23 protein-coding genes are annotated in these 26,680 nt (G+C 65.0%); 4 read left to right on the forward strand and 19 right to left on the reverse strand.

The window, feature by feature from the left end; all coding sequences use genetic code 11:
* Positions 1 to 2 precede the first annotated feature (2 nt).
* The 18 genes from AC1DIM_RS17210 to dinB form a co-directional block, all read right to left on the reverse strand.
* Positions 3 to 533, reverse strand: coding sequence for a cell division protein SepF (locus AC1DIM_RS17210; RefSeq protein ID WP_477711716.1), 531 nt, complete (start codon positions 531 to 533; stop codon positions 3 to 5).
* 89 nt (positions 534 to 622) lie between these two features.
* Entirely contained in the window at positions 623 to 1,327 is a 705-nt protein-coding gene (locus AC1DIM_RS17215; protein ID WP_477711717.1) for a YggS family pyridoxal phosphate-dependent enzyme, read from the reverse strand.
* 28 nt (positions 1,328 to 1,355) lie between these two features.
* Positions 1,356 to 2,048 carry a purine nucleoside phosphorylase YfiH/LACC1 family protein gene (locus tag AC1DIM_RS17220; protein ID WP_477711718.1) on the reverse strand — a complete coding sequence of 231 codons (693 nt, stop codon included), beginning with the start codon at positions 2,046 to 2,048 and terminating at the stop codon, positions 1,356 to 1,358.
* Positions 2,049 to 2,056: 8 nt separating this feature from the next.
* A complete protein-coding gene (gene ftsZ / locus AC1DIM_RS17225; RefSeq protein WP_477711719.1) occupies positions 2,057 to 3,292 on the reverse strand; it encodes a cell division protein FtsZ in 1,236 nt (411 codons plus the stop codon).
* 202 nt (positions 3,293 to 3,494) lie between these two features.
* Entirely contained in the window at positions 3,495 to 4,412 is a 918-nt protein-coding gene (locus AC1DIM_RS17230; RefSeq protein WP_477711720.1) for a cell division protein FtsQ/DivIB, read from the reverse strand.
* Positions 4,405 to 5,781 (reverse strand): UDP-N-acetylmuramate--L-alanine ligase, encoded by a 1,377-nt coding sequence (murC, locus tag AC1DIM_RS17235; protein WP_477711721.1) that lies wholly within the window; start codon positions 5,779 to 5,781, stop codon positions 4,405 to 4,407. The genes AC1DIM_RS17230 and murC overlap by 8 nt, the downstream gene beginning before the upstream one ends.
* On the reverse strand, positions 5,778 to 6,878 hold the full coding sequence (gene murG / locus AC1DIM_RS17240; RefSeq protein WP_477711722.1) for an undecaprenyldiphospho-muramoylpentapeptide beta-N-acetylglucosaminyltransferase: 1,101 nt from the start codon (positions 6,876 to 6,878) through the stop codon (positions 5,778 to 5,780). Before murG ends, murC begins: the two co-directional genes overlap by 4 nt.
* 6 nt (positions 6,879 to 6,884) lie before the next feature.
* Positions 6,885 to 8,228: a putative lipid II flippase FtsW gene (gene ftsW, locus AC1DIM_RS17245; protein ID WP_477711723.1), complete on the reverse strand. Its 1,344-nt coding sequence runs from the start codon at positions 8,226 to 8,228 to the stop codon at positions 6,885 to 6,887.
* Positions 8,229 to 8,230: 2 nt separating this feature from the next.
* Positions 8,231 to 9,808 carry a UDP-N-acetylmuramoyl-L-alanine--D-glutamate ligase gene (murD, locus tag AC1DIM_RS17250; protein WP_477711724.1) on the reverse strand — a complete coding sequence of 526 codons (1,578 nt, stop codon included), beginning with the start codon at positions 9,806 to 9,808 and terminating at the stop codon, positions 8,231 to 8,233.
* Positions 9,790 to 10,899 carry a phospho-N-acetylmuramoyl-pentapeptide-transferase gene (mraY, locus tag AC1DIM_RS17255; protein WP_477711725.1) on the reverse strand — a complete coding sequence of 370 codons (1,110 nt, stop codon included), beginning with the start codon at positions 10,897 to 10,899 and terminating at the stop codon, positions 9,790 to 9,792. Before mraY ends, murD begins: the two co-directional genes overlap by 19 nt.
* Positions 10,896 to 12,362 (reverse strand): UDP-N-acetylmuramoyl-tripeptide--D-alanyl-D-alanine ligase, encoded by a 1,467-nt coding sequence (locus AC1DIM_RS17260; RefSeq protein WP_477711726.1) that lies wholly within the window; start codon positions 12,360 to 12,362, stop codon positions 10,896 to 10,898. The genes mraY and AC1DIM_RS17260 overlap by 4 nt, the downstream gene beginning before the upstream one ends.
* A gap of 6 nt (positions 12,363 to 12,368) precedes the next feature.
* On the reverse strand, positions 12,369 to 14,009 hold the full coding sequence (locus tag AC1DIM_RS17265; RefSeq protein ID WP_477711727.1) for a UDP-N-acetylmuramoyl-L-alanyl-D-glutamate--2,6-diaminopimelate ligase: 1,641 nt from the start codon (positions 14,007 to 14,009) through the stop codon (positions 12,369 to 12,371).
* A gap of 79 nt (positions 14,010 to 14,088) precedes the next feature.
* Complete coding sequence (locus tag AC1DIM_RS17270; protein WP_477711728.1) at positions 14,089 to 15,891, reverse strand: peptidoglycan D,D-transpeptidase FtsI family protein; 1,803 nt, start codon at positions 15,889 to 15,891, stop codon at positions 14,089 to 14,091.
* A gap of 94 nt (positions 15,892 to 15,985) precedes the next feature.
* A complete protein-coding gene (gene ftsL / locus AC1DIM_RS17275; RefSeq protein ID WP_477711729.1) occupies positions 15,986 to 16,684 on the reverse strand; it encodes a cell division protein FtsL in 699 nt (232 codons plus the stop codon).
* Entirely contained in the window at positions 16,681 to 17,673 is a 993-nt protein-coding gene (rsmH, locus tag AC1DIM_RS17280) for a 16S rRNA (cytosine(1402)-N(4))-methyltransferase RsmH (RefSeq protein WP_477711730.1), read from the reverse strand. The genes ftsL and rsmH overlap by 4 nt, the downstream gene beginning before the upstream one ends.
* A gap of 167 nt (positions 17,674 to 17,840) precedes the next feature.
* The gene (gene mraZ / locus AC1DIM_RS17285; protein WP_190988940.1) at positions 17,841 to 18,269 is read right to left on the reverse strand and encodes a division/cell wall cluster transcriptional repressor MraZ; all 429 of its coding nucleotides are present in this window, start codon (positions 18,267 to 18,269) and stop codon (positions 17,841 to 17,843) included.
* 555 nt (positions 18,270 to 18,824) lie between these two features.
* Positions 18,825 to 19,199, reverse strand: coding sequence for a DUF3040 domain-containing protein (locus AC1DIM_RS17290; RefSeq protein ID WP_477711731.1), 375 nt, complete (start codon positions 19,197 to 19,199; stop codon positions 18,825 to 18,827).
* 264 nt (positions 19,200 to 19,463) lie between these two features.
* A complete protein-coding gene (gene dinB / locus AC1DIM_RS17295) occupies positions 19,464 to 20,621 on the reverse strand; it encodes a DNA polymerase IV (protein ID WP_477711738.1) in 1,158 nt (385 codons plus the stop codon).
* Positions 20,622 to 20,761: 140 nt separating this feature from the next.
* Here dinB and AC1DIM_RS17300 point away from each other — a divergent pair, with 140 nt between their 5' ends.
* Both AC1DIM_RS17300 and AC1DIM_RS17305 read left to right on the forward strand, forming a co-directional pair.
* Complete coding sequence (locus AC1DIM_RS17300) at positions 20,762 to 21,289, forward strand: hypothetical protein (protein WP_477711732.1); 528 nt, start codon at positions 20,762 to 20,764, stop codon at positions 21,287 to 21,289.
* On the forward strand, positions 21,286 to 22,380 hold the full coding sequence (locus AC1DIM_RS17305; RefSeq protein WP_477711733.1) for a polyprenyl synthetase family protein: 1,095 nt from the start codon (positions 21,286 to 21,288) through the stop codon (positions 22,378 to 22,380). Before AC1DIM_RS17300 ends, AC1DIM_RS17305 begins: the two co-directional genes overlap by 4 nt.
* A 72-nt stretch (positions 22,381 to 22,452) precedes the next feature.
* On the opposite strand, the gene AC1DIM_RS17310 is transcribed toward AC1DIM_RS17305, so the two are convergent.
* On the reverse strand, positions 22,453 to 22,806 hold the full coding sequence (locus tag AC1DIM_RS17310) for an Rv2175c family DNA-binding protein (protein WP_477711734.1): 354 nt from the start codon (positions 22,804 to 22,806) through the stop codon (positions 22,453 to 22,455).
* A gap of 240 nt (positions 22,807 to 23,046) precedes the next feature.
* On the opposite strand from AC1DIM_RS17310, the gene AC1DIM_RS17315 reads away from it, so the two are divergent.
* Together AC1DIM_RS17315 and AC1DIM_RS17320 are read left to right on the forward strand one after the other, a co-directional pair.
* Positions 23,047 to 24,459 carry a LysM peptidoglycan-binding domain-containing protein gene (locus AC1DIM_RS17315; RefSeq protein ID WP_477711735.1) on the forward strand — a complete coding sequence of 471 codons (1,413 nt, stop codon included), beginning with the start codon at positions 23,047 to 23,049 and terminating at the stop codon, positions 24,457 to 24,459.
* Positions 24,460 to 24,574: 115 nt separating this feature from the next.
* On the forward strand, positions 24,575 to 26,680 hold a 2,106-nt coding region (locus AC1DIM_RS17320; protein WP_477711736.1), incomplete at its 3' end, for a Stk1 family PASTA domain-containing Ser/Thr kinase.

Below are 26,680 nucleotides of genomic sequence, written 5' to 3' on the forward strand. Positions count from 1 at the left end.
GGCTAGCTTTGGTTGAAAAAGCTGGCCTGGGTCTCACTGACCTTCTTGTCATCGCCGATGACCTCAATGTACGACGGCGAGAGGAGGAAGACCTTGTTCGTGACCCTTTCGATGCTGCCGCGGAGGCCGAAGACGAGTCCGGCCGAGAAGTCAACCAGCCGTTTGGCATCCGCCTCGCCCATGTCGGTGACGTTCATGATGACGGGAATGCCGTCGCGGAAACTCTCACCGATGAGCTTGGCGTCATTGTAGGACCGTGGGTGGATCGTGGTGATCTGCCGGAGTCCGGACGTTTCTTCGCGGCTCGAGGCCGCACGCTTGATGGGGGTCACTGGTGCGCGGTATTCCTCTTCAGGGGCGTGGACAGATTCACGGCTGACTTCGCGGACCGGTGCTGGGGCCCGGCGTTCCTCGCGGTCAGGTTCCATGGAATCGTCCTCGTCCTTACGTGTTGTGGTGTGCTCGGACTCGTAGTGTTCATCGCCATCGGCGAGCCCAAGATAGATCATTGTCTTGCGCAGAGCGCCGGCCATGGTCGACTCCTAATCGTGTCCGTAGGCGGGCCGCCCAATAACTTGACAGCACTGGAATCCCCCGCCACTCACTTCCTATGTGTTCGACGCTACCCCACGGCGGGACGCGATCCGAGAATATCGGAACCGATTCGCAGGTGTGTCGCCCCGAACCTGATTGCCGCTTCGAGGTCCTGGCTCATACCGGCAGAGATGGCTGTTGCAGACGGATGAACGGCCACCAGGGACGCTGAAATGTCGGCGAGTTTTTCGAAGGCGGCCTCCGGCCTTGCCCCGAGCGGGGCGACGGCCATCAACCCTGCCAACTCCAGTCCGTGGGCCGCAGCCAGCCTGTCCGCCAGGCTCGGCACCTCAGCCGGCGCCGCGCCGCCGCGGTGCGCGCCGGCGTCGTCATCGAGACTGACCTGGATGAAGCACTGCAGGGCCCCGCGGCCGGTTGCGTCCTGCTCCACGGCAATAGCGCGCTCGAGGCCATCAACCAGGCCAGGCCGGTCGATGGAATGGACGGCATGGGCGTACTTGGCCACGGATTTGGCTTTTTTGCTTTGAAGCTGTCCGACGAAATGCCAGTGGAGCCCAAGGCCGGCCAGTTCTGCCGCCTTGGTTGAGGCTTCCTGATCACGGTTTTCGCCGACATCTCGTACCCCCAAGGCAGCAAGGCGCCTGATGTCCGCAGCCGGATGGAATTTGGTGACCACAATAAGTGTGGGCAGGTCATCACCGCGGCCTGCCTCAGCCGTGGCCGATTCGATCCGGCGCCGAACGGCTGCCAGCCGTTCAGCCAGCTCCGTCATCCGCGCAGGGTCTTCCACAGACATTCCATCATTCATGGGACCACACGAGCCCTGCAAAGCGTCCGGTGGCGGAGGAGCGGCGGTAGGAGAACAGCTGGTCGCTTTCGAGTGTGCACTGACCGGCGTACTCAAGAACCACCCCGGCGGCTTCGAGTTGGCTGCGCGCTCCCGCCGGCAGGTCCAGCGCCGGGGTCCCCCAGGACGTTTCAGCCCAGGTTGACGGCACATGCTCGGCCACCTGGTCACGCAGGTCGGCAGGGACCTCGTAGCAGTGGCCGCAGATGGAGGGGCCAAGCCACGCCCGGATACCCGTGGCACCGGCTGCCCGCATCCGCGCCACGGCTGCAGGCAGAATGCCGTTCGCTATTCCCGGCCGGCCCGCATGTGCAGCGGCCAGGACCGGACTGTCGTCCGGGCCCAGCCCCACCAGGAGCACCGGGATGCAGTCAGCCACCATAACCGCCAGCGGCAGCCCCCGGGACACCATGGCGTCCGCCGTCGGCGAGGGAGTGCCGGGCTCCATCATTTCCACCGCTGAGCCGTGGACCTGGTTCATGAACCGCAGGGACCCCCGAGCAAGGTCCGCGGCGTCCTCCAGCACACTGCGTCGCTGCCGGACCTCTAAGGCGTCATCCCCTACGTGCAGGGCCAGGTTGCCGGCGCGGATGTCTGTGAACGCCACACTCACGCCGGGTGAGACTTCAGCCCGCCAAAGGAACAAGCCGTGCCCTACTTCAGGAAGTCGGGGACATCCAGGTCATCGGCGCGGTGCCCCGAGAGGTCCGGCTCCACCACTGAAGGAAGGTCGACGTCGAAGCCTGAGTCCGCGGGGACGGCCGACGGGCGCTGCTGGCCCCAGTTGCTCAGCCCGGACGCGCCCACTCCGGCGTGGACGGGCTGGGTGTTCAACTGGTGGCTGCCGCCGCCCGACGTGGGGGCCTGAGCCAGCGCAGGAGCCGCGGCGGGCCGCTGCGGCGCCACCTGCGGCTGTGACTGGTCCATGGAGGGCGAGGTGGCCTTCACGTCGTCGAAACCGGCCGCAATGACCGTCACGCGGGCCTCGTCACCGAGGGCGTCGTCAATCACGGCACCGAAGATGATGTTGGCTTCGGGGTGGGCCACTTCCTGGACGAGGCGGGCTGCTTCGTTGATCTCGAACAGGCCGAGGTCCGATCCGCCCTGAATCGACAGCAGGACACCATGGGCGCCGTCGATGGAGGCTTCGAGCAGCGGGGAAGCGATCGCGAGTTCCGCTGCCTTCACGGCACGGTCTTCACCGCGTGCTGAGCCGATGCCCATGAGGGCGGAGCCTGCACCCTGCATGACGGACTTGACGTCGGCGAAGTCCAGGTTGATCAGGCCGGGGGTGGTGATGAGGTCCGTAATGCCCTGGACACCGGACAGCAGGACCTGGTCAGCGGAACGGAAAGCGTCCAGGACGGAGACGTTGCGGTCGCTGATGGAGAGGAGTCGATCGTTCGGGATCACGATCAGGGTGTCCACCTCGTCGCGGAGGGCGTCAATGCCGGCCTCGGCCGAGCCGGCACGGCGGCGGCCCTCAAACGTGAACGGACGGGTTACCACACCAATGGTCAGCGCGCCGAGGGAGCGGGCGATTCGAGCCACGACGGGAGCGCCACCGGTTCCCGTGCCGCCGCCTTCGCCGGCAGTGACGAACACCATGTCTGCGCCGCGGATGACCTCTTCGATCTCGTCAGYGTGGTCCTCCGCGGCCTGCTTGCCCACCTCAGGGTTGGCCCCTGCACCGAGTCCACGGGTCAGCTCACGCCCGACGTCGAGCTTGACGTCGGCGTCACTCATCAACAGTGCCTGGGCATCGGTGTTGATGGCGATGAACTCGACACCCCGGAGGCCGACCTCGATCATGCGGTTGACTGCGTTCACGCCACCGCCGCCGATGCCGACGACCTTGATGACGGCCAAGTAATTCTGCGGAGCTGCCACGTTACGTGTCCCTTGTTCGTGTCCTATTGCGAAAACTGTGGAGTCGGGCTTGAAGCCTGCAACCTTAACCTTCGAGTTGAAGGTTATAGTTATGTCAAGTAACTCATGTCTGGAACGCTATTTCCTATGGTTCTGACATTCAATAACCGGGGCCGCGTGTCGCGGGAATACCGGGAAAGTTTGCAAGTGCCGGAGAAATGGTTCAACGCGTCACCGGATGCCGGGGCGCGCTCACATCGTACACGTGCACGGGGTTCTTCGGATCAGCAGGAACCTTCAGCAGGGCTGCAAGCACTTTGGCTTTGAGCTCCTTCTCCCCCGCATTTCCCCAAATGATGCTCTGCCCGTCAACCAGCTTCAGCTCCACGGCATCCACCGATTGGGCGGACGCGTTGGAGAGCTTCGACAGCACGTCCGGCGGGAGCGCCCCGAGCACCGCAGCAGTAGCCTCAAAAAGGTCCTTGCCGATGGTGCCGGCACCGCCGTCGATCACGGGCAGGGGAACCGATGAAGGGTCCGCCGTGGTGGCCAGCACCACGCCGTCCACGTCCACCAACTCGTACTGTTCCCCCTGCTTGACCAAAGCCACGGGGATGCGTTCCAGCACCTGCACCACCAGTTCCGACGGCGGCCGCGCTTGCATGGACACGGATTTGATCTGGACCAGCGGCTCAAGCATTCGGCTGACCTCGTCCTCGCTGACCTGCGGAAGTGGTTTGCCCTTCAGCGGCTCCAGCGCGGTCCGGACCTGGTCCGCCGTGACCAGCTTGGTCCCCGTCACAGAAATGGTGCCCACGGCCAGGATGGGAGAAAAGATGGCTGCGGCCAAAAGTGCTGCAACCAGCCCCAGGACAGTTCCCGCGGCAACCAGGAGGTGCCGCTTCCGGCGCTTGGCCGGCGGCTCAGGAAAGACCAGCACGTTGTCGCTGCCGGCAGGGGTCTTCTCCCGGGCCGGCACTGGGCCCGGATTCTGTCCCTTTTTGCGCCCGGGCGCGGAAGCTGCATCCGGAACGGGGGCGCTCTTGGAGGCAGAGATGGTATCCGGTTCAGCCGACGGCGTCTTGGCCGCAGGCTGCCGCCGTGTCGGTGAAGCGTAAGTGGGGCGGCGCGGGCTACCCACCGAGTGCCTGCACGATCCGCGGCCCGAAGGCTGTCACGTCGCCCGCTCCAACGGTCAGGATGATGTCGCCCGCCCGTGCCGCACGCGCGAGCGAGGCCACAGCTTCTGCCGGTTCCACCAGCCGACCGCCCGGTCCCAGATGATCGGCGATAAGCTGGCTGGTGACCCCGGGGATGGGATCTTCACGGGCAGGGTAGATGTCCAGCACCAGAGCCGTGTCTGCCAGGTTCAAGGCCTCCGCGAACTCACTGGCGAACTCCCTGGTGCGCGAGAAAAGGTGCGGCTGGAACAGGACGTGGACGTTGTTGCCGCCTGCCACGGACCGGGCCGCCGTCAGGGCTGCGCGGACCTCGGTGGGATGGTGGGCGTAGTCATCAAAGACGCGCACGCCACGGGCCTCGCCCTTCAGCTCGAAACGGCGCGACGCGCCCGAGAAGTGGGACAAGGCCTGCACGGCAGCATCGGCGTCAATGCCCAGCTCCAGTGCGACCGCGACGGCGGCGGCTGCGTTGAGCGCGTTGTGCCGGCCCGGGACCTGCAGCCGCAAAGCGAACCTGCCGGCGGGAGCGGAAACCTCCACGGCGCCGGGGCCGGCGTCGTGCAGTACCAGATCGGACAAGTCCGAGGTTCCATACAGGACCACCCTGGTGTTCCCGCGGGCCCGTGTGCGCTCCGCGAGGGCGAGGGCTCCGGCATCATCCGCGCAGGCGATCAGGACGCCCTCGGCAGGCAGCAGCTCAGTGAAGCGGTCAAAGGACTTATACACAGCTTCGGCTGTGCCGTAGTAGTCCAGATGGTCGGGTTCGACGTTGGTGACCACGGCAATCCGCGGCCGGTAGTTCAGGAAGGAACCGTCGGATTCATCCGCTTCGGCCACAAAAATGCGCGAGGTGCCGTGGGCTGCGTTGACTCCCAGCGCAGGCACGTTGGCACCGATTGCAAACGACGGGTCCAGCCCCGCTCCCTGGAGCAGGACCGCAATCATGGAGGTGGTGGTGGACTTGCCGTGGGTTCCCGCGATGGTCACAACGATGTCATCCCCCATGGTGGCTGCCAGCGCTTCGGACCGGTGCAACACGGGCACGCCTGCCTCACGTGCAGCCATCAGCTCGGGGTTGTCCGCACGGATGGCCGAACCCGCCACCACGGTCTGGGCATCGCCCAGGTTGGAGGCGCCGTAGCCCACGGCGATCCGGGCTCCAGCGGCAGCCAGCTCCGCCATAACCGGCAGGTCCTTGGCGTCTGAGCCGCTGACGGTGACACCGCGGGCCATCATGATGCGGGCCACGGCCGACATTCCAACACCGCCGATCCCGATGAAGTGGACGCGGCCCAGGGACTCTTGGCTGCGGATGCTTGCGGGGGTCATGCGGATACCGCTTCCAGGACAAGACCAGCCATGCGCTGATCGGCGTTTCTGATGCCAAGCCGGCGGGAGCTGGCGGCCATCGTGGCCAACCGGCCGGCATCGGTGGCCAGCGGGATGAGTTCGCGCGTTATCCACTGCGCGGTGAAGTCCTGGTCCCCGACCAGCAGAGCGCCACCGGCGTTCACGAGCCCTGCCGCGTTGAGCGCCTGCTCGCCGTTGCCGATGGGCAGCGGGACAAAGACGGCCGGAACTCCTACCGCGGCCACTTCGCAGACTGTGGCGGCCCCGGACCGCGCCAGCAGGAGGTCAGCGGCGGCGTACACCAGTTCCATCCCATCCACGTACTCAACCTGCCGGTATCCTTCAGCGGCGAGAGGGCCGCCGTCGGGCCCTTTGACCGTCTTGCCGCGGCCGGTGATGTGCAGCGTCTGGATCCCGGCGGCGCCAAGGTCCTGCGCCGCAGCCGCAACCGCACGGTTGATGCTCTGGGCTCCGGACGAGCCACCCGTCACTATCAGGGTGGGCTTCTGTGCAGCCAGGCCCAGGGCTTCGCGCGCAGCTTCCCGGGCGGCATCCCGGTCGAGGCCGGAGATTTCGGTCCGCATGGGCATGCCGACATGGCGGGCGTGCCGCAGGCGGGTGGTGTCGAAGGCGGTGGCCACGTGACGGGTCAGCAATGACCCCACCCGGTTGGCCAGGCCCGGCCTGGTGTTGGCTTCGTGGATCACGATGGGGATCCCCCGGCGGCGGGCAGCGAGGTACAGCGGTGTGCAGACGTAACCGCCCACGCCCACCAGGACGTCGGCAGAGGCCTCGTCCAGGATGCGCCCTGACTGGCGCACTGCTCCTGCCAGCCGTGCAGGCAACTTCAACAGGTCCACGGACGGTTTCCGTGGAAACGGCACCCGGTCAATGGTGGCGAGTTCCACCCCGGCCGCGGGCACCAGGCGGGTCTCCATGCCCGCCGGTGTTCCCACGGCGAGCAACCTGGCCCCCGGTGCGGCGGACCGTAGGGCAGCCGCGATCGCCAGGAGCGGGCTGATGTGGCCGGCGGTGCCGCCGCCCGCCAGGACAATGGACAGGTTCTGGGAAGTCATCTGGTGCTACGTACGCTTTCTTGCGGTGTTAGTGCGGCGGGTGGATTTCCCGGCCTTCTTGGCGCCGAACTTCAGCATTCTCTTGGGCCGGAGGGCGGGCGCCATCTGTTCGCGGGCCAGTGACAACACCACCCCCACGGCACAGAGCGACATCAGCAACGCCGAGCCGCCGTAGGAAATGAACGGCAAGGGCACCCCGATGACCGGCATCAGGCCCGTCACCACGGCCATGTTGACAGTTGCCTGCCCCAGCAGCCACACCATGATGGTGCCCGCCAGGACGCGGTGGAACAGGTCCTCCTGCGCCACCACCACGCGGTAAATGGCGGCTCCGAGGATGGCAAAAAGGACAAGTACGACGACGGTGCCAACCAGGCCGAGTTCCTCGCCGATAATGGCAAAAATGAAGTCGTTGTGGGCTTCCGGAATCCAGCTGTATTTCTGCCGGCTCTGGCCGAGGCCCACGCCGAACCAACCCCCGGATGCGAGTCCGTAAAGTCCGTTGGTGGCCTGGTAGTTGGCGTCGATGCCGTCGGCGCACGACTGCCCGGTCCACCAGGAAGTGATGCGGCACATTCGGTTTGAGCTGGTGATGGCCATAAAGGCTGTTCCCGCTGCGGCCACCGCGGCCGCGAATCCGAAGAGGTACAGCGGCACGCCTGCAAAGAACAACGCCGCAGCGGTGATCATCATGATGATCATGGCCGTGCCGAGGTCATTGCCCAGCAGCACCAGGACGATCACCAATCCTGCCGCCGGCACGGCGGGAATCAGCACGTGTTGCCAACGCCGAAGCAGCTTTCCTTTTCTGGCAAGCACAGTGGCCATCCACAGGGCGAGGGCTAGCTTGGACGCCTCGGACGGCTGGAAGGTGATACCGCCCAGGTCGATCCAGTTCTTGTTGCCGTTGACTTCGTCACCGACCAACTGGACCAGGGCCAGCAGGAAGAGGGCAGCACCCAGTGCGGGCCAGGCCAGTCGCTTGAGCCACACCACGTTGATGCGGGAGAGCACGAACATCATAAAGATGCCGATCGCGGCGAACATTCCTTGTTTGAGGGCGTCTCCGTACGGCGATTTTCCGGCGGCGATGGATTCAACGCTGGACGCCGAGAGCACCATCATGATGCCGATGGCCGTGAGCGCCAGCGTGGAGCCCAGGATGAGGTAGTACGTGGAGCCGTTCCGGGATGTTCCATTTCCTTCCAGGGCGGACCAGAAGGCCCGGTACCAGCCCTTCATGCGGGCTGGCAGGTTGGGCCTGGACACTGCGGGCCTGGATGCCGTGGGCGAGCCGGGTTTCCCGGCGCGCGGCTGTGAAGCCTTCGGCCGGGTGGGCGTGCTGACCATTGTTACTCCTCGCCGGTCTTGGCCTGCCCTTCCACCAGCTCGCGGACAGCTTCGATGAAGGCGTTGCCGCGGTGAGCATAGGAAGAGAACTGATCCATGGAAGCAGCCGCCGGTGCCATCAGCACGGTGTCGCCTGATACGGCCAGCTGCGCCGCTGACGCAACGGCCCGGGACATCACGTCCTCCCCTGAAACCGGAGAGTCGCCCGCGATGAATCCGCCCGTTACGGCAGTCTGCATATTTTCAGTGTCGCCCGCCGGAGTGTGGATCACGGGGACATCCGGCGCGTGTCGCTTCAGGGCGTCGGCCAGTGGAGCGGTGTCGACGCCGATGAGCACCACGCCCTTGAGCCGGGCCGCCTGATCGCGGATCAGGTCATCGTAGCTGACTCCCTTGGACAGTCCTCCCGCGATCCAGATGACCTTCTCGAACGCCGTCAGTGATGCTGCGGCCGCGTGGGGGTTGGTGGCCTTGGAATCATTCACCCAGAGAACACCGTTGAGGCGGGCGACCTGCTGGATTCGATGGTTGCCCGGCACGTAGTCCTGGATGCCCCGGCGTACCGCCTGCGCGTCCACTCCATAGGCGCGCACCAGGGCGGCAGCGGCAAGGGCGTTCGCGACCATGTGGCGGGGGGCAAACTGCCCCAGGTCCGTCATCGAGGCCAGCTCGGCTGCGCTGTCCTTGCGCTGTTCAATGAAGGCGCGGTCCACCAGGAGGCCTTCCACCACGCCCAGCATGCTGATGGCCGGTGTGAGAGTGGTGAAGCCGACGGCCCGGCAGCCGTCAACCACATCGGCGTCCTCCACCATCCGTTCGGTTTCGATCTGCTCGGCGTTGAAGATGCACGCCTTTTGGGTCCGCGCATAGACCTTTGCCTTGTCGGCCAGGTATGAGTTGTAGGAACCGTGCCAGTCAACATGATCTTCGGCCACGTTGAGGCACACACTGGCGACGGGCGACAGGGACTCAGCCCAGTGCAGCTGGAAGCTGGACAGTTCGACCGCGAAGACGTCGTACTCGACGGGGTCGCGGAGGGCATCCAGGATGGGCGTGCCCACGTTGCCTACGGCGATTGCCTTCAGTCCTGCGGCCTGCAGCATCGACGCCGTCAGGCCCACCGTGGTGGTCTTGCCGTTTGTGCCGGTGATCGTCAGCCAGTCAGCGGTCTTGTGCCCTTCCCGGACGCGTAGCCGCCAGGCAAGTTCGACGTCGCCCCACACCGGGATGTGCGCGCGTGCAGCGGCGGCGAGGAGCGCCTGGTCGGGGCGCCAGCCCGGAGAGGTGACGATGAGGTCGGGAAAACTGCCATCCACCTTCGGGACCCTGCTGACAGCTTCCTCGCCGAGGAGCACGTCCAGGGCGCCGACAATCTTCAGGGTGTCGGCCTGGGCCTTTGCTGTGTCGGTGGTGGCGGCGTCGACCACCACCACGCGGGCCCCGAGTTCGATGAGGGTGTCTGCGGCGGCGAACCCCGAAACCCCGATTCCGGTGACCACAACCCGCAGGCCCGCCCAGTCCGAGTCCCAGCTGACGAGGTTTTGCAGGCGGGGGGAAACAGTCACAGGAGCACAACCCATTCAGCGTAGAAGACACCCAGGCCGACGGCCACAAAGAGCCCGCCCAGGATCCAGAAACGGACAACCACCGTGACTTCGGCCCAGCCTTTAAGCTCGAAGTGGTGCTGCAGCGGTGCCATCTTGAAGACACGTTTGCCGCCGGTTAATTTGAAGTACCCCACTTGGATGATCACCGAGAGGGTGATCAGGACGAACAGGCCGCCGACGATGCCCAGGAGCAGTTCGGTGCGGGACAGGATGGCGAAGCCGGCAATGGCGCCGCCGATGGCCAGTGACCCGGTGTCGCCCATAAAGATCTTGGCGGGCGAGGTGTTCCACCACAGGAAGCCCACCAGGGCAGCGCTGAGGATCGCCGCCAGGAGTGCCAGGTCCAGGGGGTCGCGGACGGTGTAGCAGCCGCTGCCGGCTTCACGGGGCGATCCGCAGGCCTGGTTGTTCTGCCAGATTCCCATTAAGGTGTAGGCGCCGAAGACCATCACAGAGGCGCCCGCGGCCAACCCGTCCAGGCCGTCGGTCAGGTTAACGCCGTTGGTTGCTGCGGTCACGATCAGGTTTGACCAGAGGACAAACAAAATGGCGCCGACAACCGTGCCGCCGAAGGCCAGGTCAAGCCAGGGAATATCGCGGACCAGGGAGATTTTTGTCGACGCCGGCGTGAGGCCGTCGGGGTCGGGAAAATTCAGCGCGAGGATGGCGAAGGCGATCCCTACCGCCGCCTGGAGGATGAGCTTGGCCTTCGCATCCAGGCCCAGGCTGCGCTGGCGCGAGATCTTGATGAAGTCGTCGAGGAAGCCCACCAGGCCCATGCCGACCATCAGGAACAGCAGGATCAGGGCGGACGCCGATGGGCCTGCGGACGCCGGGTTCATGAACCACATGATGAGGTGGGTCAGTCCGTAGCTGAGGAGGACCGCTCCCACCACCACGGTTCCGCCCATGGTGGGCGTGCCCCGTTTTGTGTGGTGCGATGTGGGTCCGTCATCGCGGATGAATTGTCCGTAGCTCTTGCGGACGAGCAGGCGGATAAACAGGGGGGTTCCCACCAGGGCGAACAGCAGGGCAAGTCCCGCGCCGATCAAAAGTGCAATCACAGCAGCTCGCTCCTTTCTTCGGCAGGTTCCGTGGTTTGTGGGGGTAATGCTATCCGATCGCCTAAGTGCCGAAGCCCCACGCTGTTGGAGGACTTGAAGAGCACCAGGTCACCCGGTTCGAGCTCTGCGTCAAGGAGGGAATAGGCGTCCTCCACTGTTTCCGCGAACACACATTCGTCGCCCCAGGAGCCTTCCTGGACAGCGGAAACGTACAGGGCCCGCGCCTCGCGGCCGACAACCACCAGCCGCGAAATGTTCAGCCGCACCACTTGGGTTCCCACAGCTGTGTGCTCGCGGATGGAATCCGGCCCCAGCTCCAGCATGGCTCCCAGTACGGCCCAGGTGCGGCGCCCGCGGCCCAGATCGGCCAAGGTGCGCAGGGCAGCGCGCATGGACTCGGGATTGGCGTTGTAGGCGTCATTGATGACTGTGACGCCGTCAGCACGTTCAGTGCGTTCCATCCGCCAGCGGCTGGCGGCTGACTGGGCGCTGAGGGAAGCCGCGATATCCGCGCCCGTCACGCCGGCTGCATGCGCTGCCGCTGCTGCCGCCAGGAGGTTTCCCGTGTGGTGGGCACCAATCAGTCCGCTGCTCACGTGGAGGCCGGCTTCGCTGCCGGGAAGGACAAGATCGAATTCCGGGTTGCCGAAGGCATTGGTGTCCGGGTCGACAGCCCGCACGGCCGCTTCAGGGCGGTCCTCGGCGGAGAAGCCCAGCACGGCGGCGACGGTGCGCGGCCGCATGCCCGCGACGCGGTCATCGTCAAGGTTCAGGATGGCGGTGCCCGCAGGGGCGAGTGCCTCCACCAGTTCGCCCTTGGCAAGCACAATGTTCTCGACGCCGCCGAACTCCCCCGCGTGGGCTGTGCCCACGCCCAGGACTACTCCGATGTCCGGCTTGACCATGTCGGCCAGATAGCGGATGTGCCCAATGCCGGTGGCACCCATTTCGATCACCAGGTAGCGCGTCTCCGAGGTGGCACCGAAGACGGTGAGTGGCACGCCCACCTCGCCGTTGTAAGAGCCTTGGGGCGCAACCGTCTTGCCCTGTGCTGCGAGGATTCCGGCGAGGAGGTCCTTTGTGGTGGTCTTCCCGGCTGAGCCCGTGATGCCGATGACGGTCAGGGACTCGCCCGCCGCTGCGCGGGCCGCACGGATGCGGCGGACGGCTTCAGCGGCCAGCGCGCCCATGGCCAACACGGCGTCCTGAACCAGGACAGCGGGATAATTCGCGCCGTCGGGCCCGGTGACGGGACGTTCCGCGAGAACCAGCACGGCACCTTGGCCGAAGGCGGCTGCAACGAAGTCGTGCCCGTCCGCGTGCTCGCCGGGTTTCGCGACATAGAGCGCCCCGGGCGTGGCATCGCGCGAGTCGGTGACTACCGAACTCGGGCTGATCCCCGGATCGGCATCCAGGCGGCCGTTTGTGATTTCGGCGATTTCCGCCGCAGTAAGTGCAATCATCTCGGTCTAGGACTCTATCCGGTCGTCTTGGAGAACCGTGAATCCCCTGGCTGTCAAGGCGTTCCGGAGTTCCACCCGGTCATCGAGGGCAAGGTTGACGCCCTTCACCTCTTGCCAGACCTCGTGTCCGCGGCCGGCCACGAGGATGGTGTCCTGACGTCGGGCCAGCTCAACGGCCTGTTTGATGGCGGCGTCACGCGGATGGATTTCCTCGATGACACACTCGAGAGCTCCCTCCTCCCGGGCGGCCAGGGCACCGGCGAGCACGTCCGCGCGGATGGCTGCTGCGTCCTCGTCATGGGGATCGTCATCGGTGACGACCACAATGTCGGCGAGCTGGGCCGCGATGGCCCCCATGGCCGGACGCTTGCCCTGGTCCCGCTGTCCGGTTGCACCGAAAACAACAATGACCCGGGAACCGGGAAGCGGTGACCGGACAGCTTCGAGCGCGCGGGCCAGTGCGTCGGTGTTGTGGGCGAAATCGACGACGGCGGCGGGCTCCTCGGACACGAGTTGCATGCGGCCCGGTACCGCCACGGTAAAGGGGTCATGAAGTGCCAGGGCAGCCTGGACGTCGGCGGTGTCCGCTCCGCCGGCCAGGACCATCACGGTGGCCAGCGCCGCGTTGGCGACGTTGAATGCGCCGGGCAGGCCGGTGTGGACCTGCAGTCGGGCGTCGTTCGGCCCGCTGAGGGTGAACTCGGTACCCAGTCCGCGCGCCGCCGTCGCGGTGACCGTCCAGTCGGCCGAAGCGCTGCCCGCGGCGGTTGCGACTGTGGTGACCGGGATCCCGGCCGCAGCAGCAAGCTTGCGGCCCCATTCGTCGTCGACCGTCACTACGGCCGCGCGGGCGTGGCGGGGCGTGAACAGTTCGGCCTTGGTGGCAAAGTACTCGTCCATGGTGCCGTGCAGGTCGAGGTGGTCCTGGGTCAGGTTAGTGAACCCGGCGACGTCGAAAACTACGCCGTCGACGCGCTGGAAGGAGATGGCATGAGAGGACACTTCCATGGACGCTGCATCCAGGCCTCTCTCCCGCATGAGTGCCAGCAGGCCGTGCACGTCCGGTGACTCGGGCGTGGTGAGGAGGCTGGGAATGGGGTCTCCACCGGCGAGGATTTCGATGGTTCCGATCAGCCCGGTCCGTTGTCCCAGGGCACGGAGGAGGGCATTGATGAAGTACGTTGTGGTGGTCTTGCCGTTTGTACCGGTCACCCCGAACAGGTGCGGGGGGTGGCCGGCGGCCGGCTGGCTCTGGTAGATCATGGCGGACAGAGGACCCACAACGTTGCGCGGACCGTCCACCACGAGCACGGGGACCGCAGTCTCAGCCGACAAGGCAAGCAGGCGCGCCCCGGCGTCGTCGGTAAGGACTGCCACTGCTCCACCCTCCACCGCCTGGGTGACGAAGTCGGCGCCGTGCCGGGACGCACCGGGCAGGGCAACGTACAGGTCCCCGGATTCGACGGTGCGTGAGTTGAGCGTGATTCCCGTGATGCGGACATCGGCGGAATGCCCCGGCACCTTGATGCCCACGGCTTCCCCGATGCTCGCCAGGCGGACCGCGGCAACGGCTGTTGGCCTGAACCGCCCGGGAGAGTGATCCTCCTTGGGCGCGGTGTTGTTGCCTGCTGCGTGCTGCTCTGACAAGGGATCTCCGATGGTGCTAGTGGAACATGCCGCGGGAAAGTGCTCCCGGTGCGGGCGGTGAAGGCACTGCTGCCTGGTGCTACTTGGCGTACTGCGGAAGCCGGGCCGGTTCGCCGGTGGACGGCTGGACGTTGAAGGTCCGCAGGGTCTGGCTCATGACGGAGCGGAACACCGGTCCGTTGGTGATGCCGTAGATGCTTCCCTTCGGACGCTGAAGTACCACCTCAACAATAAACCGCGGATCATCCATCGGTGCCATCCCCACGATCGAGGCGGTGTAGCCGCAGTAGCCCGGCTTGCCATCGTCACATGGAGATTCCGAGGTGCCTGTCTTGGCGCCTACGCGGTAGCCGTCGATGGCGGCGTCCTTGATCTCACCCTCGGTCACTGCGCTCTCCAGGATGTCCTGGACTTGTTGGGCGGTACTGTCAGAAACAACCTGGCGGGACGGCTTGGGCGCAACCTTTTCCTCTTTGCCATCAGCTGAAATATAGGAGTCTATGAGCCGCGGCTGCAGCATTACGCCGTTGTTGGCGATGGTCTGGAATGCCCGCACGGTCTGCAGGGTGGACTGCGACACACCCTGGCCGAAGAGGACGGTGTACTGCTGGCGGCTGTCCCATTGGTCGGCCGGACTCAGGATGCCCGACGCTTCAGCCGGGAGCCCGATGTCCGGCGCCTCCCCGATCCCGAATTTCTGCAGCCAGTCATGCCTCTGGTCCTTGCTCAACCGCTGCCCCACCATCACCGTTCCGGTGTTCATGGAGTAGCCAATGATGCCTGCGAGCGTGCGTTCCTCGGTCCCGTGCGTAAAGGCATCCGTGAACGTCTGGTCATCCACCGTGTAGGCCGGGGGCACGGTGAATTTTTCCAACGGAGTGGCCGTGCCCTCCTCAATGGCAGAAGCCGCCGTGATCATCTTTTGTACCGATCCCGGTTCGTAGGCCGCAGTCACTGTACGGACGCCGCGGTCCTTGGCGGCCACCCGGCCGGGGTCGTTCGGATCAGGGGCGTTGGTGTCCGCCATGGCCACGATGTTGCCAGTCTTGGCATCCATCACCAGGATGCTGCCCCACTCCGCGCCCAGTTTGTCGCTCTGGCTTTGGATGGCTTGCTGGGCGAAGTACTGAAGATCCGAGTTCAGGGTGAGCTTGACATCCTTGCCGTTCTGCGGGGGTGTCAGTTCATCCACGCCCACCGGAATCCTGAGGCCGTCGGCACCGATTTCGAATAGCCGTTTACCGTCTTCCCCGCGCAGCAGCCCGTCCTGGGTCTGCTCTATGCCGGACTGGCCGGTGCTGCCGTCCTGAAGAAAGCCGATGATCCCGCCGGCCACTGATCCGTTCGGGTAAACGCGCTTACTGACGCCCTCGGTGACGATGCCGGGGATCTGCAGATTGGAAACCCTGTCTTCGACGTCCGGCTTGAGGTCCTTCGCGACGATGTAGTAGCGCTGTGCGCCGGTGACAGCGTTCCGGACGGCGTCCTGGTCCATGCCCAGGACCGAGGCCAGTTCTTTCAGCCCCTGCTCCCGCGACACGTCTACCAGTTTGTCCTTGCCGTCCACCTTGGCGAGTCGTTTGAACGTCTCCGTCTTGGTGTTGACGGTCTGGTCCACCACCACGTTGTACCGGATCACACTGTTCGCCAGGACTGTCCCATTGGCGTCCAGGATGCTGCCGCGCTCGGCAGGGAGTGAAGTTTCGCGCATGCGGTAGTCAAGGGCGGCCGCAGCCATCCCGCCAACATCGAGGCCCTGGACCATAAAGAGCTTGCCACCCACCACCAGCAGCAGCGTCAGCATGATCCCCAGGCCGAGGCGCAATCGCTTGGTCGCGTTTGGCTCCTTGACACCCCTTGCCTTGCCGGTCGTCTGCGCCACCGTAATCCCTTGCTGCTCGCCTTGTTGCCTGCTGTGGTGCCCGACTGGGCACCTGGCCTATCTGCCTGACCGGCTGCTTTTCAGCGGCCGCCAGCTACTGCCCCGGTACCTTCTGCTCCGGGGCCGGAACGGAACCGCCGTGCAGCTCCACGGCGGGTGCCGGCGGTGCCGGTACGGCGGCCGGCGCGGCTGCAGCCGCTGCAGCCCCAGCTGCAGGCGCGTCAGCCGAACCCGGCGCAGCCCCTGCCGATGCTGCCTCTCCGCTGGCCGGCTTGCGGTTCACCGACGGAGCCGGGGTAGCCGGCGGAACCACTGTCAGCACTCCGGGGACCGCCGGTGCCGGGATGACGGCTCCGGCAGCGCCGCCCTTCACGGCCGGTGTTGCCTTGCCGGTGACAGCGAGAGTGGAGAGGTCGATCTGGCCTTTGACGGTGGAAGGTACCATTCCCAAGTCTGCAGCCTTGGCGGCCAGGTTCTGGGGAGCTTCGAAGTTCTGGAGCTGCTGTGTCAGATCCTGGTTCTGCTTAGTCAGTGTGCTCTGCTTGCCCCTGAGTTCCACGAGCTGATACTGGGAGGTGGACACCGAGATATTGAGCACAAGGACCGCCACGAGGGCAACGGCGAGCAATGCGAAGCACATCACCACAAAGGGAGCGCGCCGCTTCTTCGGTGCGGAGCGCACCACGGACAGGGGTGTGCGTTCCTTCCGGCCCGAACCGGCAGGCTGGGCCTTAATGGCGGGCGCGCTGCTGCCGGAGAGGACCGGAAAGTTCTTGACGGCGGCGGTGCTCATGCTGCTCTCCTGGCTTTGATGCGTTCCACGGCGCGCAGCCTGGCTGAAGCGGCGCGCGGGTTTTCGGCGATTTCGACGGCGGTGGGTACCTCGGTGCCCTTGGTCAGGGTTTTGAGGACTGCCTTGTGTTCTTCCAGCTCCACCGGGAATCCAAGCGGCGCTGAGGATTTCGAGCCGGCCTGGAAGACGGACTTGACGATCTTGTCCTCAAGGGAGTGGTACGACATCACCACGATGCGTCCGCCCAGCGCTATGGCTTCCACAGCTGCGGGAACCGCGCGTTCCAGCACGTCCAGTTCCTCGTTGACTTCGATCCGCAGTGCCTGGAAAGTCCGCTTGGCCGGATGACCGCCGGATTTGGCGGCCGCAGCGGGAACCACCGAACGGATCTGTTCCACCAGCTCCCCGGTGGTGGCGAACGGCTTGACGGCCCGTGCTGCGACGATCCTGTTGGCGATCCGGCCGGCGAATTTCTCCTCGCCCCATTTACGGATGATCCGGACGAGGTCCTCTTCGCTGTAGTTGTTGACTACATCCGCCGCGGTCTGGCCACGGCTGGTGTCCATCCGCATGTCCAGCGGCGCGTCAAAGGAGTACGCGAAACCACGTTCGCGCTCGTCCAGCTGAAGTGACGAGACACCCAGGTCCATCAGGATGCCGTGGACTTCCTTGACGCCAAGGTCCTCGAGAACCTCGGCAATTTCGTCGTACACAGCGTGCACAAGGTCCGTGCGGTCAGCGAAACGGGCCAGCCGCTCCCCCGCCAAGGCCAAGGCCTCTTCGTCGCGGTCGATCCCGATCAGGTGCAGGTCCGGGAAGCGCTCCAGCATCGCTTCGGAGTGACCACCCATGCCGAGGGTCGCGTCAATGGCGATGGGTGTTTCGCCCCGGAGACGTGCAGCCTCGAAACCTGGCGCCAACAAATTAATGCACCGGTCCTTGAGGACCGGCACATGGCGTTCGGACGTCGGCTTCGGGTGATCATTCATGCCTTCGTCCTTTCATTCGGCGGGTCTCCTGGTGTGCTTCTTAAGCCAGATCCCCATCCGCGCCTATCGTCCTGCCCGCCTGGCTCCGGGGAAGTGAGCCAGGTGGACTGTCCGATGGGCGGCTGGAGATCTCGTTCAAGAAGCGGTTTTCGGTGCCGCTCAGGTGATTACAGAATCCCCGGAATGGCGTCGTCGGTTTCGGAGAAGGCGGTTTCCTTCTCTGCCAGGTACTCATTCCAGGCCTGGGCGTCCCAGATCTCGGCGCGGGTTCCTGCGCCGATGACGGCCAGTTCCCTGCCGAGGCCTGCATACTCCCGGAGCGCCGCCGGAATGGTTACGCGCCCCTGCTTGTCAGGTACCTCGTCCGAGGCTCCAGAGAGAAAGACACGAATGTAGTCCCGAGCCTGCTTGGAGGAGATGGGCGCCTCCCGCATTTGCTCGTGAACCCTCGCAAATTCCTGCTCACTGAAGACGTAGATGCAACGCTCCTGGCCCCTCGTGAGAACCAGCCCGGCGGCAAGTTCCTCGCGGAACTTTGCGGGGAGGATAATTCGGCCCTTTTCGTCCAGACGTGGCGAATGCGTGCCAAGAAACACTGGCCCACCGCCTGTCTGCCCTCAGGAACTGCACATCCCCTAATGTTGCAACTACCCTCTTATGTCCTCCACATTACTCCACTTTCCCCCACAGTCAATGCAAAATGGACCCCTGTAACCCCTTTTAGGTGATCTGGTCCGCCACATGGCGCGGAACCGCGCGGTGGATGAGAGTGGAGGGCCCTGGGGAACCAACTTGGCTTCCCCGAACCGGAGGGCACGACGGCGGCACGCCCGCGTCGTCGCGCGCTCCCCTCCGGAGCCCCGGCCGCCGTCGGAGTCTGGTTGGGCGGCGGCTCCGGCTTTGCCCAAGTAGGTAGCAGTAGGTGTCGCTTTGGAGCCTCAAAACGACACCTACTGCTACCTAGTTGGGCGGACGTGTGTGCCGTTAAATGCAGAAGACCCGCCGGGGCGGGTCTTCTGCAGCGGTCCCACTCGGCAGCAACTGCCGGGTGGGGAGAAAAGTGGAGGGGTGGGGAGTGGAGTAATAAGGACGACATTCAGCCCGGCGGGCAGTTCAACGTGAAGGACCGTGCATTTAGCGGAGGTTGGGCGTCAGGAATCGTCGCGGCGACGCTCGTCCCAGCGCTCCTCAAGGCTGGACATGAAGGAACTCCGGGGTTTTCCGGACTTCCCGGTACCGGAAGCGGAGCCTGTTTTGGACCCGGACGCGTTGCGCATGGTGGCGAAGTAGACACCACCGCCCATAACCACGAAACCGAGGACGCCGAGAATGATGATCTGGGTGGTGACACCGACCAGAAGCAACGCGATGCCCGCCAAAGTGCAGAGGACACCGATAACGAGGTGCCGGGTGGACCAGGTACGTCCAGGATCCGATCCCATGGAATTCGCGAACTTCGGATCGTCCTCGTGCAGCTGCTTCTCCAGCTGCTCAAGCAGCTTCTGTTCGTGCTCCGAGAGCGGCATCACGACCTCCTTATGTAGGCCAACGTCCGGGCTGGTCCCATCCCGTACTCCTGCTCCAATAACGACCCGCATGCCCGGGAGGTTCCCACCCGCCAACGGTGGCGGATTGCGAACACCGGCATGAGGGCGATTGGAACGGCAGTAAGTCCAAGAAGTCCGGCAGTAACTGAAAACTATGTACATATAAGGATAGTTTGTCGGAGCCTGTTCTGAAAGACGGCCATCCCCCTCCCGGGCCGCCGCGAACCGGGACCAAATTGCCTCTTAGCGCCCGCCGCCGGGGTCCAGCAGACTGGCAGGCAGGACGGATTTGCTTCCGAACTTCCGGCTGACCTGGTCCAGTGCCTGTTCGGCCGCCCGCCAGTTGTCATCCCTGCGGTCGAAGCTCAACTGCAGGGAGGTTTGGGCCGCCTCTTCCAGCTGCTCTGCCCGGATGCCGACCAGCCGGACGGTCATCGGACGCGGCCCCAGGGACTCCAGGAGCTGGAGCGCCACCCCATGGATCAGCTGCGCGCTGTCCACGGGTGTGTGCACTGTGCGGCTCCGGGTAATGGTGGAGAAATCCGCATAGCGGAGCTTCAACGCCACCGTCCGGGCCACTGTTCCTGAACTCCGCAACCGGCCGGCAGTGCGGTGGGCCAGCCGCAGCAGCTCGCGGCTGATGATGGCGTCGTCCCCGGTGTCCACAGCAAAGGTCTCCTCCGCACCGATGCTCTTTTCCAGCCGCGCAGGGGTCACCGGACGCGGGTCGATCCCCCACGACAGCCGGTAGACGTGCTCACCGGTGGCGCCGAGCACCTTCTTCAGGGAAGTTACAGGCGTGGCGGCCACATCGGCGACGGTCCGAATACCCATCCGGGCCAGCACATCCGCGGTCTTGGCACCGATGCCCCACAGGGCCCCCACGGGCAGGCTGTGGAGGTAGGGCACCGTTTCGTCCGGCCCGATCAGCAACAGCCCGTCCGGCTTGCAGCGCGTGGACGCAATCTTTGCCACGAACTTGCTGGCCGCGATTCCAACGGACGCCGTGATGCCCAGCTCGGCAGCAACCCGGCGGCGGATCAGTTCGCCGATTTCGCGTGGCGGTCCCAGCCGACGGATTGCGCCGCCGACATCCAGGAAGGCTTCATCAACGCTGAGCGGTTCCACGAGGTCCGTGATGGACTGGAAGATTTCCATCAGCTGGGCGGAGACTTCGTAGTACAGCTTGTGGCGCGGCTCAATAATAACGGCTTGGGGGCACATCCGGGCCGCGACCGCCATGGGCATGGCGGACTTCACGCCGAAGGCCCGGGCTTCATATGAGGCCGACAGGACCACTGAACGGTCCACCGGGAATCCCACGATCACGGGCTTTCCACGGAGTTCCGGACGAGTGCGCAGCTCCACGGACACGAAAAATGCGTCCATGTCCACGTGCATGATGCAGTTGCGCCGGAGCTCGCGAAGACCCGCTTCGTTGTACTGGTTGTTCCGCTCAGGCCCCACAACGGCAATTCTAGCTGCTGGTACTGACTAAACTGGAGGCTGAGCCCGGCATCAACCCCAGGAGGAAAGTCCCTGTGACGGTCACGAAAAATCTCAAGCCAACAGGATTAGCGGCCCTCGCCGCCGGCGCAATGCTGGCCCTTGCCGCCTGCAGTCCCGCTGCGCCCGACGTGACCTCCTCGTCAGCGGGCACGTCCTCACCCGCCTCCAGCGCCTCCAGTGTCACGGCGTCGGCGAGCCCGACGGCGTCGCCCGGAACCTCTGCCACGGTGGGAAAGATCGTGGAAGGGTTTCCCGAAACGCTGATACCGGTCATGCCTGGTGCCACGGTAGTTTCCAGCAGCCTGGATAAGTCCAAACAGCCCGCCACAGCGGCGTTGGTTGCCAGCATCACAGCCCCTGCGGCCGCCGTCGTGGACTTCTACACAAAGCACCTCGAGGGGCAGGGATTCAAAGCCGTACCCGGCGATGCAGTGGGAGCGGTTGCGTCCAAGGATTTCGTCCGAAACGACAATGAGACTGTCAACGTCGCGGTGGTGGAGGCGGCCGGCGTTTCCACCTTCACCATCGGCGCCAACGCGGCAGTTGAGTCAGCCAAGTGACGGTTTCGGAGCAGCTGAGGCTTGAACAGACCGCCTTTGTAGCCGCGGTTGCCGGTGAGCTGACAGACTTTCTCACCACGCGGCAGACCCTTGTGGCTGGAATTTCCCCCGACATCGAACCCCTGATGGGGTCGATCACTAACCTGGTGACCGGCGGCAAGAGGCTCCGCGCGCTCATGTGCTACTGGGGTTGGCGCGGCGCCGGTGGCGAGCCTGCGGCCGGGCAGATCGTCACGGCCGGATCGGCGCTGGAGCTGTTCCAGGCGGCGGCACTCATCCATGACGACATCATCGACCGCTCGGACACCCGCCGGGGCGGTCCCAGCGTGCACCGCCGGTTCAGCCAACTGCACGATGCCCAAGGCTGGGCACTGGACAGCGAACGGTTTGGACATGCGGCGGCCATCCTGACCGGCGACCTGTGCCTGTCCTTCAGTGAAGAAGCCTTCACCGACATCGGCGGGCAGGCGGCCTCCGGAAGCAGGGCGAGGCTGATCTTCAACCTGATGCGCACAGAGGTGATGGCCGGCCAATACCTGGACATCCTGGAAGAAGTCGCCGGGCCCGTCCGGGACCGGGCAGGAGCTGTGACGCGTGCCCAATCGATCATCAGGTTCAAGTCGGCGAAGTATTCCACCGAACATCCGCTGGCACTCGGCGGTGCACTGGCGGGGGCCTCGGATGACCTCCTCCGCGGCTATTCGGCCTTTGCCTTGCCACTGGGTGAGGCGTTCCAGCTGCGTGACGACGTCCTGGGCGTCTTCGGCGACCCCGTCACCACCGGCAAGCCGGCGGGCGACGATCTCCGCGAGGGCAAAAGGACTGTGTTGATTGCACTGGCGCTGGAACAGGCGTCCGCGCAGGAATCAGCGTTTATTGATGCAAAACTCGGGAGCCCGGACCTGGGTGACGGCGACGTGGCTGAGATCCGCCGGATTATTGAAGAATCCGGAGCGCTGCAGGCCACCGAACTGCTGATCAACGAATTTGGCACAACCGCCTACGAGGCCCTGGAACAGCTGCCACTCGACGAGCTGCCTAAGACGGCGCTGCGACGGCTGGCCGAAGCCACCGTCAGCCGCGCCGCCTGAGTCGGGCATTGACAGGATGAGGTACTCCCTGGGCGCCGGGCTACCAGGGTCCAGTGGTACCAGGAGCCGGCGCTACCAGGCGAGAGTCTGCGCCCTGCGCCTGATTTCGGTTTTTCGACCTTCCCGGAGGGCATCGATCGGCCGGCCGCGCAGGGACTCGTCAGCGGTGAACAGCCAGACAATGAGGTCCTCGTCCGAATAGCCGGCATCCGCCAGGACCACGATGGTTCCCCGCAGACTGTCGACAACCTGGCCGTCCTGGATAAATGCGGCCGGAACGGAGCGGATCCGCCGTTCCCCCACGCGCAGGGCCGCCAAGGCACGTTCATCAATAAGGCTGTGGACTTTCGTAATCGAAACATCCAACAACTGCGCGACATCAGGCAGGGGCAGCCACTCGCCCACAAGGCTTTCTACGTTACTCACGGATCAAGGTTGCCACGGGCGGAGCCCTGCCGCCTAGTCGGCTGTGCCGCGCATTCCAACGAACTAACCGACACTCCGCAAAACCACAGATGCGGCGCGATGCCAGCTTCTTGTGCTATGACAAAATTCGTGAGAGATTCACATAGATCACATCTGTAACAGTAACAACTTAAGTAACACTAGTATCAATAGTCACAGGCATCACCCGTCCCCCGGCAGTTAAAGAAGAGGATTCTTTCCATGACGACGTCCCGCTCGCCAAAGCAGGCACCCCGGCCGAGTCTGCCCATGATTGCGGTCACGACCGCGGCACTTCCTGTGGTTGTCCTGTCGTCCTTGGCTCTCGCGCAGCCAGCCGCGGCAGAAGCGCCAGCCCGGGCCATCCCGGCCACGCTTGCGGCCGCCATGAAAGCACAGGCGGCCGAGGCCAAAGCAGCCCTCATCCCGGCTGCCTCAGTTTCCGCCAGCATTCCGGCGGCCTTCAGGCCGGCACAGTCTTCCGCCCCTGCCGAGTACACCATCGCCCGCGGCGACACCATCAGCGCCATCGCCGGGAAGTTCGGCCTGAACACCGGCGAAGTCCTGACTCTGAACAACCTGCAGCCGAACACCATCATTTACCCCGGCCAGAAGATCAAGCTGTCCGGGTCGGCGTCGTCAGCAGCTCCGGCCCCCGCCGCCCCGGCAGCTGCCCCGTCGGCACTGGCCAACTCCGGCGGCAGCTACACCGTCAAGGCCGGCGACACCCTCAGCGCCATCGCCTCCCGGCACAACGTCAGCCTGTCTGACATCTTCAGCTGGAATGGCTTGAATATGCGATCCATCATCTACCCGGGCCAGACGGTCAAGGTCGGATCCGGAGAGGCAGCAGCCCCTGCCGCCCCCGCGCCCCAGCCAGCTGCCGCACCGGCGGCACCGGCGGCACCGGCGGCACCGGCGCCTGCCCCGGCAGCGCCGGCGCCAGCAGCCGCTCCAGGTGGCTCCTACACCATCAAGGCCGGCGACACCTTGTCCGCGATCGCCTCGAAACACGGCGTGAAGCTCTCGGACATCCTGACCGCCAACCAGCTGAGCATGACCACGGTGATCTACCCGGGCAACAAACTGGTCATCCCCGGCGGCTCCATCCAGCCGGCGTCGTCCACCCCGGCAGCCAGCGTGACCCCGCTGGTGCCGAGTTCCTTCCTGGGCTTCACGTACCCTGAGGCCGTGGTCAGCTCCGCCAACCAGAACAAGGCGTTGCTGAACGCCGCACCGGTGCCGTCCCGCGATGAGATGCGCGCCATCGTGGCTGACACGGCCCGCGCGATGGGGGTGGAGCCGTCCCTGGCCCTCGCCTTCGCCTATCAGGAATCAGGCTTCAACCAGCGCGCGGTTTCGCCGGCCAACGCCATCGGCACCATGCAGGTGATCCCCACGTCCGGCGAGTGGGCCTCGGACCTCGTGGGGCGGAAGCTGAACCTGCTCAACCCCTACGACAACGCGACTGCCGGGGTTGCCATCATCAAACGGCTGATCGCCACCAGCAAGGACGTGGACACGGCAATTGCCGGGTACTACCAGGGCCAGTACTCAGTGAGCAAGTACGGCCTGTACGACGACACCAAGGCGTACGTGGCTGCCATCAAGGCGCACCAGAAGAACTTCGGCTAACCGGCGAACTTCGAAACGCGCATGGGGCTTGTTGAATCGGGCACCGTGGATAACGATAAGGGTCCGGACCGCACGTCGGTTCGGACCCTTTTCGTTGCGGGATTAGGATCGTAAGGTGCAGGAACAAGTGTCTGACCGTCTCGTTGGAACGCTGGTGGATAACCGCTACGCCGTCCGCTCCAAACTCGCGCGCGGAGGCATGTCCACCGTCTATCTCGCCACGGATCTCCGGCTGGAACGGGATGTTGCCCTCAAAGTCCTCCATCCCCATCTCGCCACCGATGAGACCTTCCTGGACCGGCTCGGCCGGGAGGCGAAAGCCGCCGCGAAGCTTTCCCACCCGCACGTTGTGGGAGTACTGGACCAGGGCAACGACGGCGTGACGGCCTACCTGGTGATGGAGTACATCAAGGGCCACACTTTGCGCGACGTCATCAGGTCCAAGGGTGCGCTGCCTCCCAGGCTGGCACTTGCCCTCATCGATCCCGTGGTGGAAGGCCTGGGCGAGGCCCATGCCGCCGGTCTGCTCCACCGCGATGTCAAACCGGAGAACGTCCTGATCGCCGACGACGGCCGCATCAAGATCGGCGACTTCGGCTTGGCCCGGGCCGTGACGACGACCACCAGCACCGGAGCCCTGATCGGCACCGTGGGCTATCTCTCCCCCGAACTTGTGCTCGGGAAAACTGCCGACGCCCGCAGTGACATCTACTCGGTGGGCATCATGCTGTACGAGATGCTCACCGGCCAGCAGCCGTACGACGGCGAGGTCCCCATCCAGGTGGCCTACAAGCACGTCAACGAAACCGTTGGACCGCCGTCGGCCCTGGTGCCTGGACTCGCCGCCGAAATGGACGAACTCGTCCAGTGGTGCACCGCCAACGATCCCGAAAACCGGCCGGTAGATGGCCATGCCCTCCTGCAGGAACTGCGCCACATCCGGACCAACCTGACCAATTCCGAACTGGACCTCCGGCCTCCGGCTGCCGTGCCGCCCGGGCAGCCCAACCCCACCGAGATCATCGCACGGACCAACAACCCCACCGCGGTGTTGTCGTCCTCCCTCGGCCGGCCGCGGCCCCAGCAGCCGTCGCACCTGCCGCAGGCTTCGGCCCCGCCTCAGGCCCTGTACCCGCCTCATGCTTTATACCCGCCGGATGACCGGTACCCGTCGGACCCGCGGCAGCTTCAGTACGAAGAGGATTTCACGAACCAGGCTGAGGCCCCGGCACCCCTTCCAGTCAGCAAACGCGCACAGCGCAAACTCGACCGGGAGGATGAGAAGGCAAGGTCCCGGGCAGCGGCCACTCCGGTCAGGAGCCTGCGCGGGGGAAACCCTCGGCGCCGAGGAATCCTCTGGGTCGTGGCCCTGATTATCATCGCGTTGCTTGCCACCGGGGCCGGCTGGTTCTTTGGCATGGGTCCGGGCGCAGCCGCCACCATTCCGGCCGTCGCCAACAAGCCTGTGGCCCAGGCTCAGCAGTTATTGAGCCAGGCGGGCTTTCAGTCCCGGACCAACGACGTGTTCGACGACGACGTCGCCTCGGGACTGGTGGTGGCCTCCGAACCCGCAGCGGGGACCCAGATCAGGAAGTTCCAGCCTGTGGCGCTGCTTGTCTCCAAGGGGCCGCAGCTCTACGAACTGCCGAAGCTGACGGCCGGAACACTTGACCAGGCGAAGGTTGCGCTGAACAAGGCTGGGATGGCTCTGGGCAACGTCACGGAAAAGTTTGACGAAGCGGTGGCCGCCGGTGTGGTGCTCGCCCAGGATCCGGCCGCCGGGACCCCCGCACGGCACGGCACCCCGGTGAACCTGGTGGTATCCAAAGGCCCGCAGCCAATTCCCGTTCCGTCAGTTGTGGGCAAGGACGGGAACGACGCCGTTGACGCCATCGAAGCTGCCGGGCTGAAGGCTGACGTCGCGCCCGAGGAAGTCTTCGACCGCAAAATCCCCGAAGGGTCAGTGGTCAGCCAGTCGCCGGCCAATGGAACCTTAACAAAGGGCGGCACTGTGACGCTGACAATCTCCAAGGGCCCCAAAATGGTCGCGGTGCCAAACTTTGTCGGCAAGCAGGCAGTTGACGCCGAGCGTGAACTCCGAAAGCTTGGCTTTGACGTGAAGATCAACAATTTCCTGGGTGGGTTCTTCGGAACAGTCCGGACGCAGGACCCCGTGRACACAGAGGTTCCTGAGGGGTCCGTCATCACCCTCACGGTGGTG

It is taken from the genome of Pseudarthrobacter sp. 01T43, from assembly GCF_056398665.1.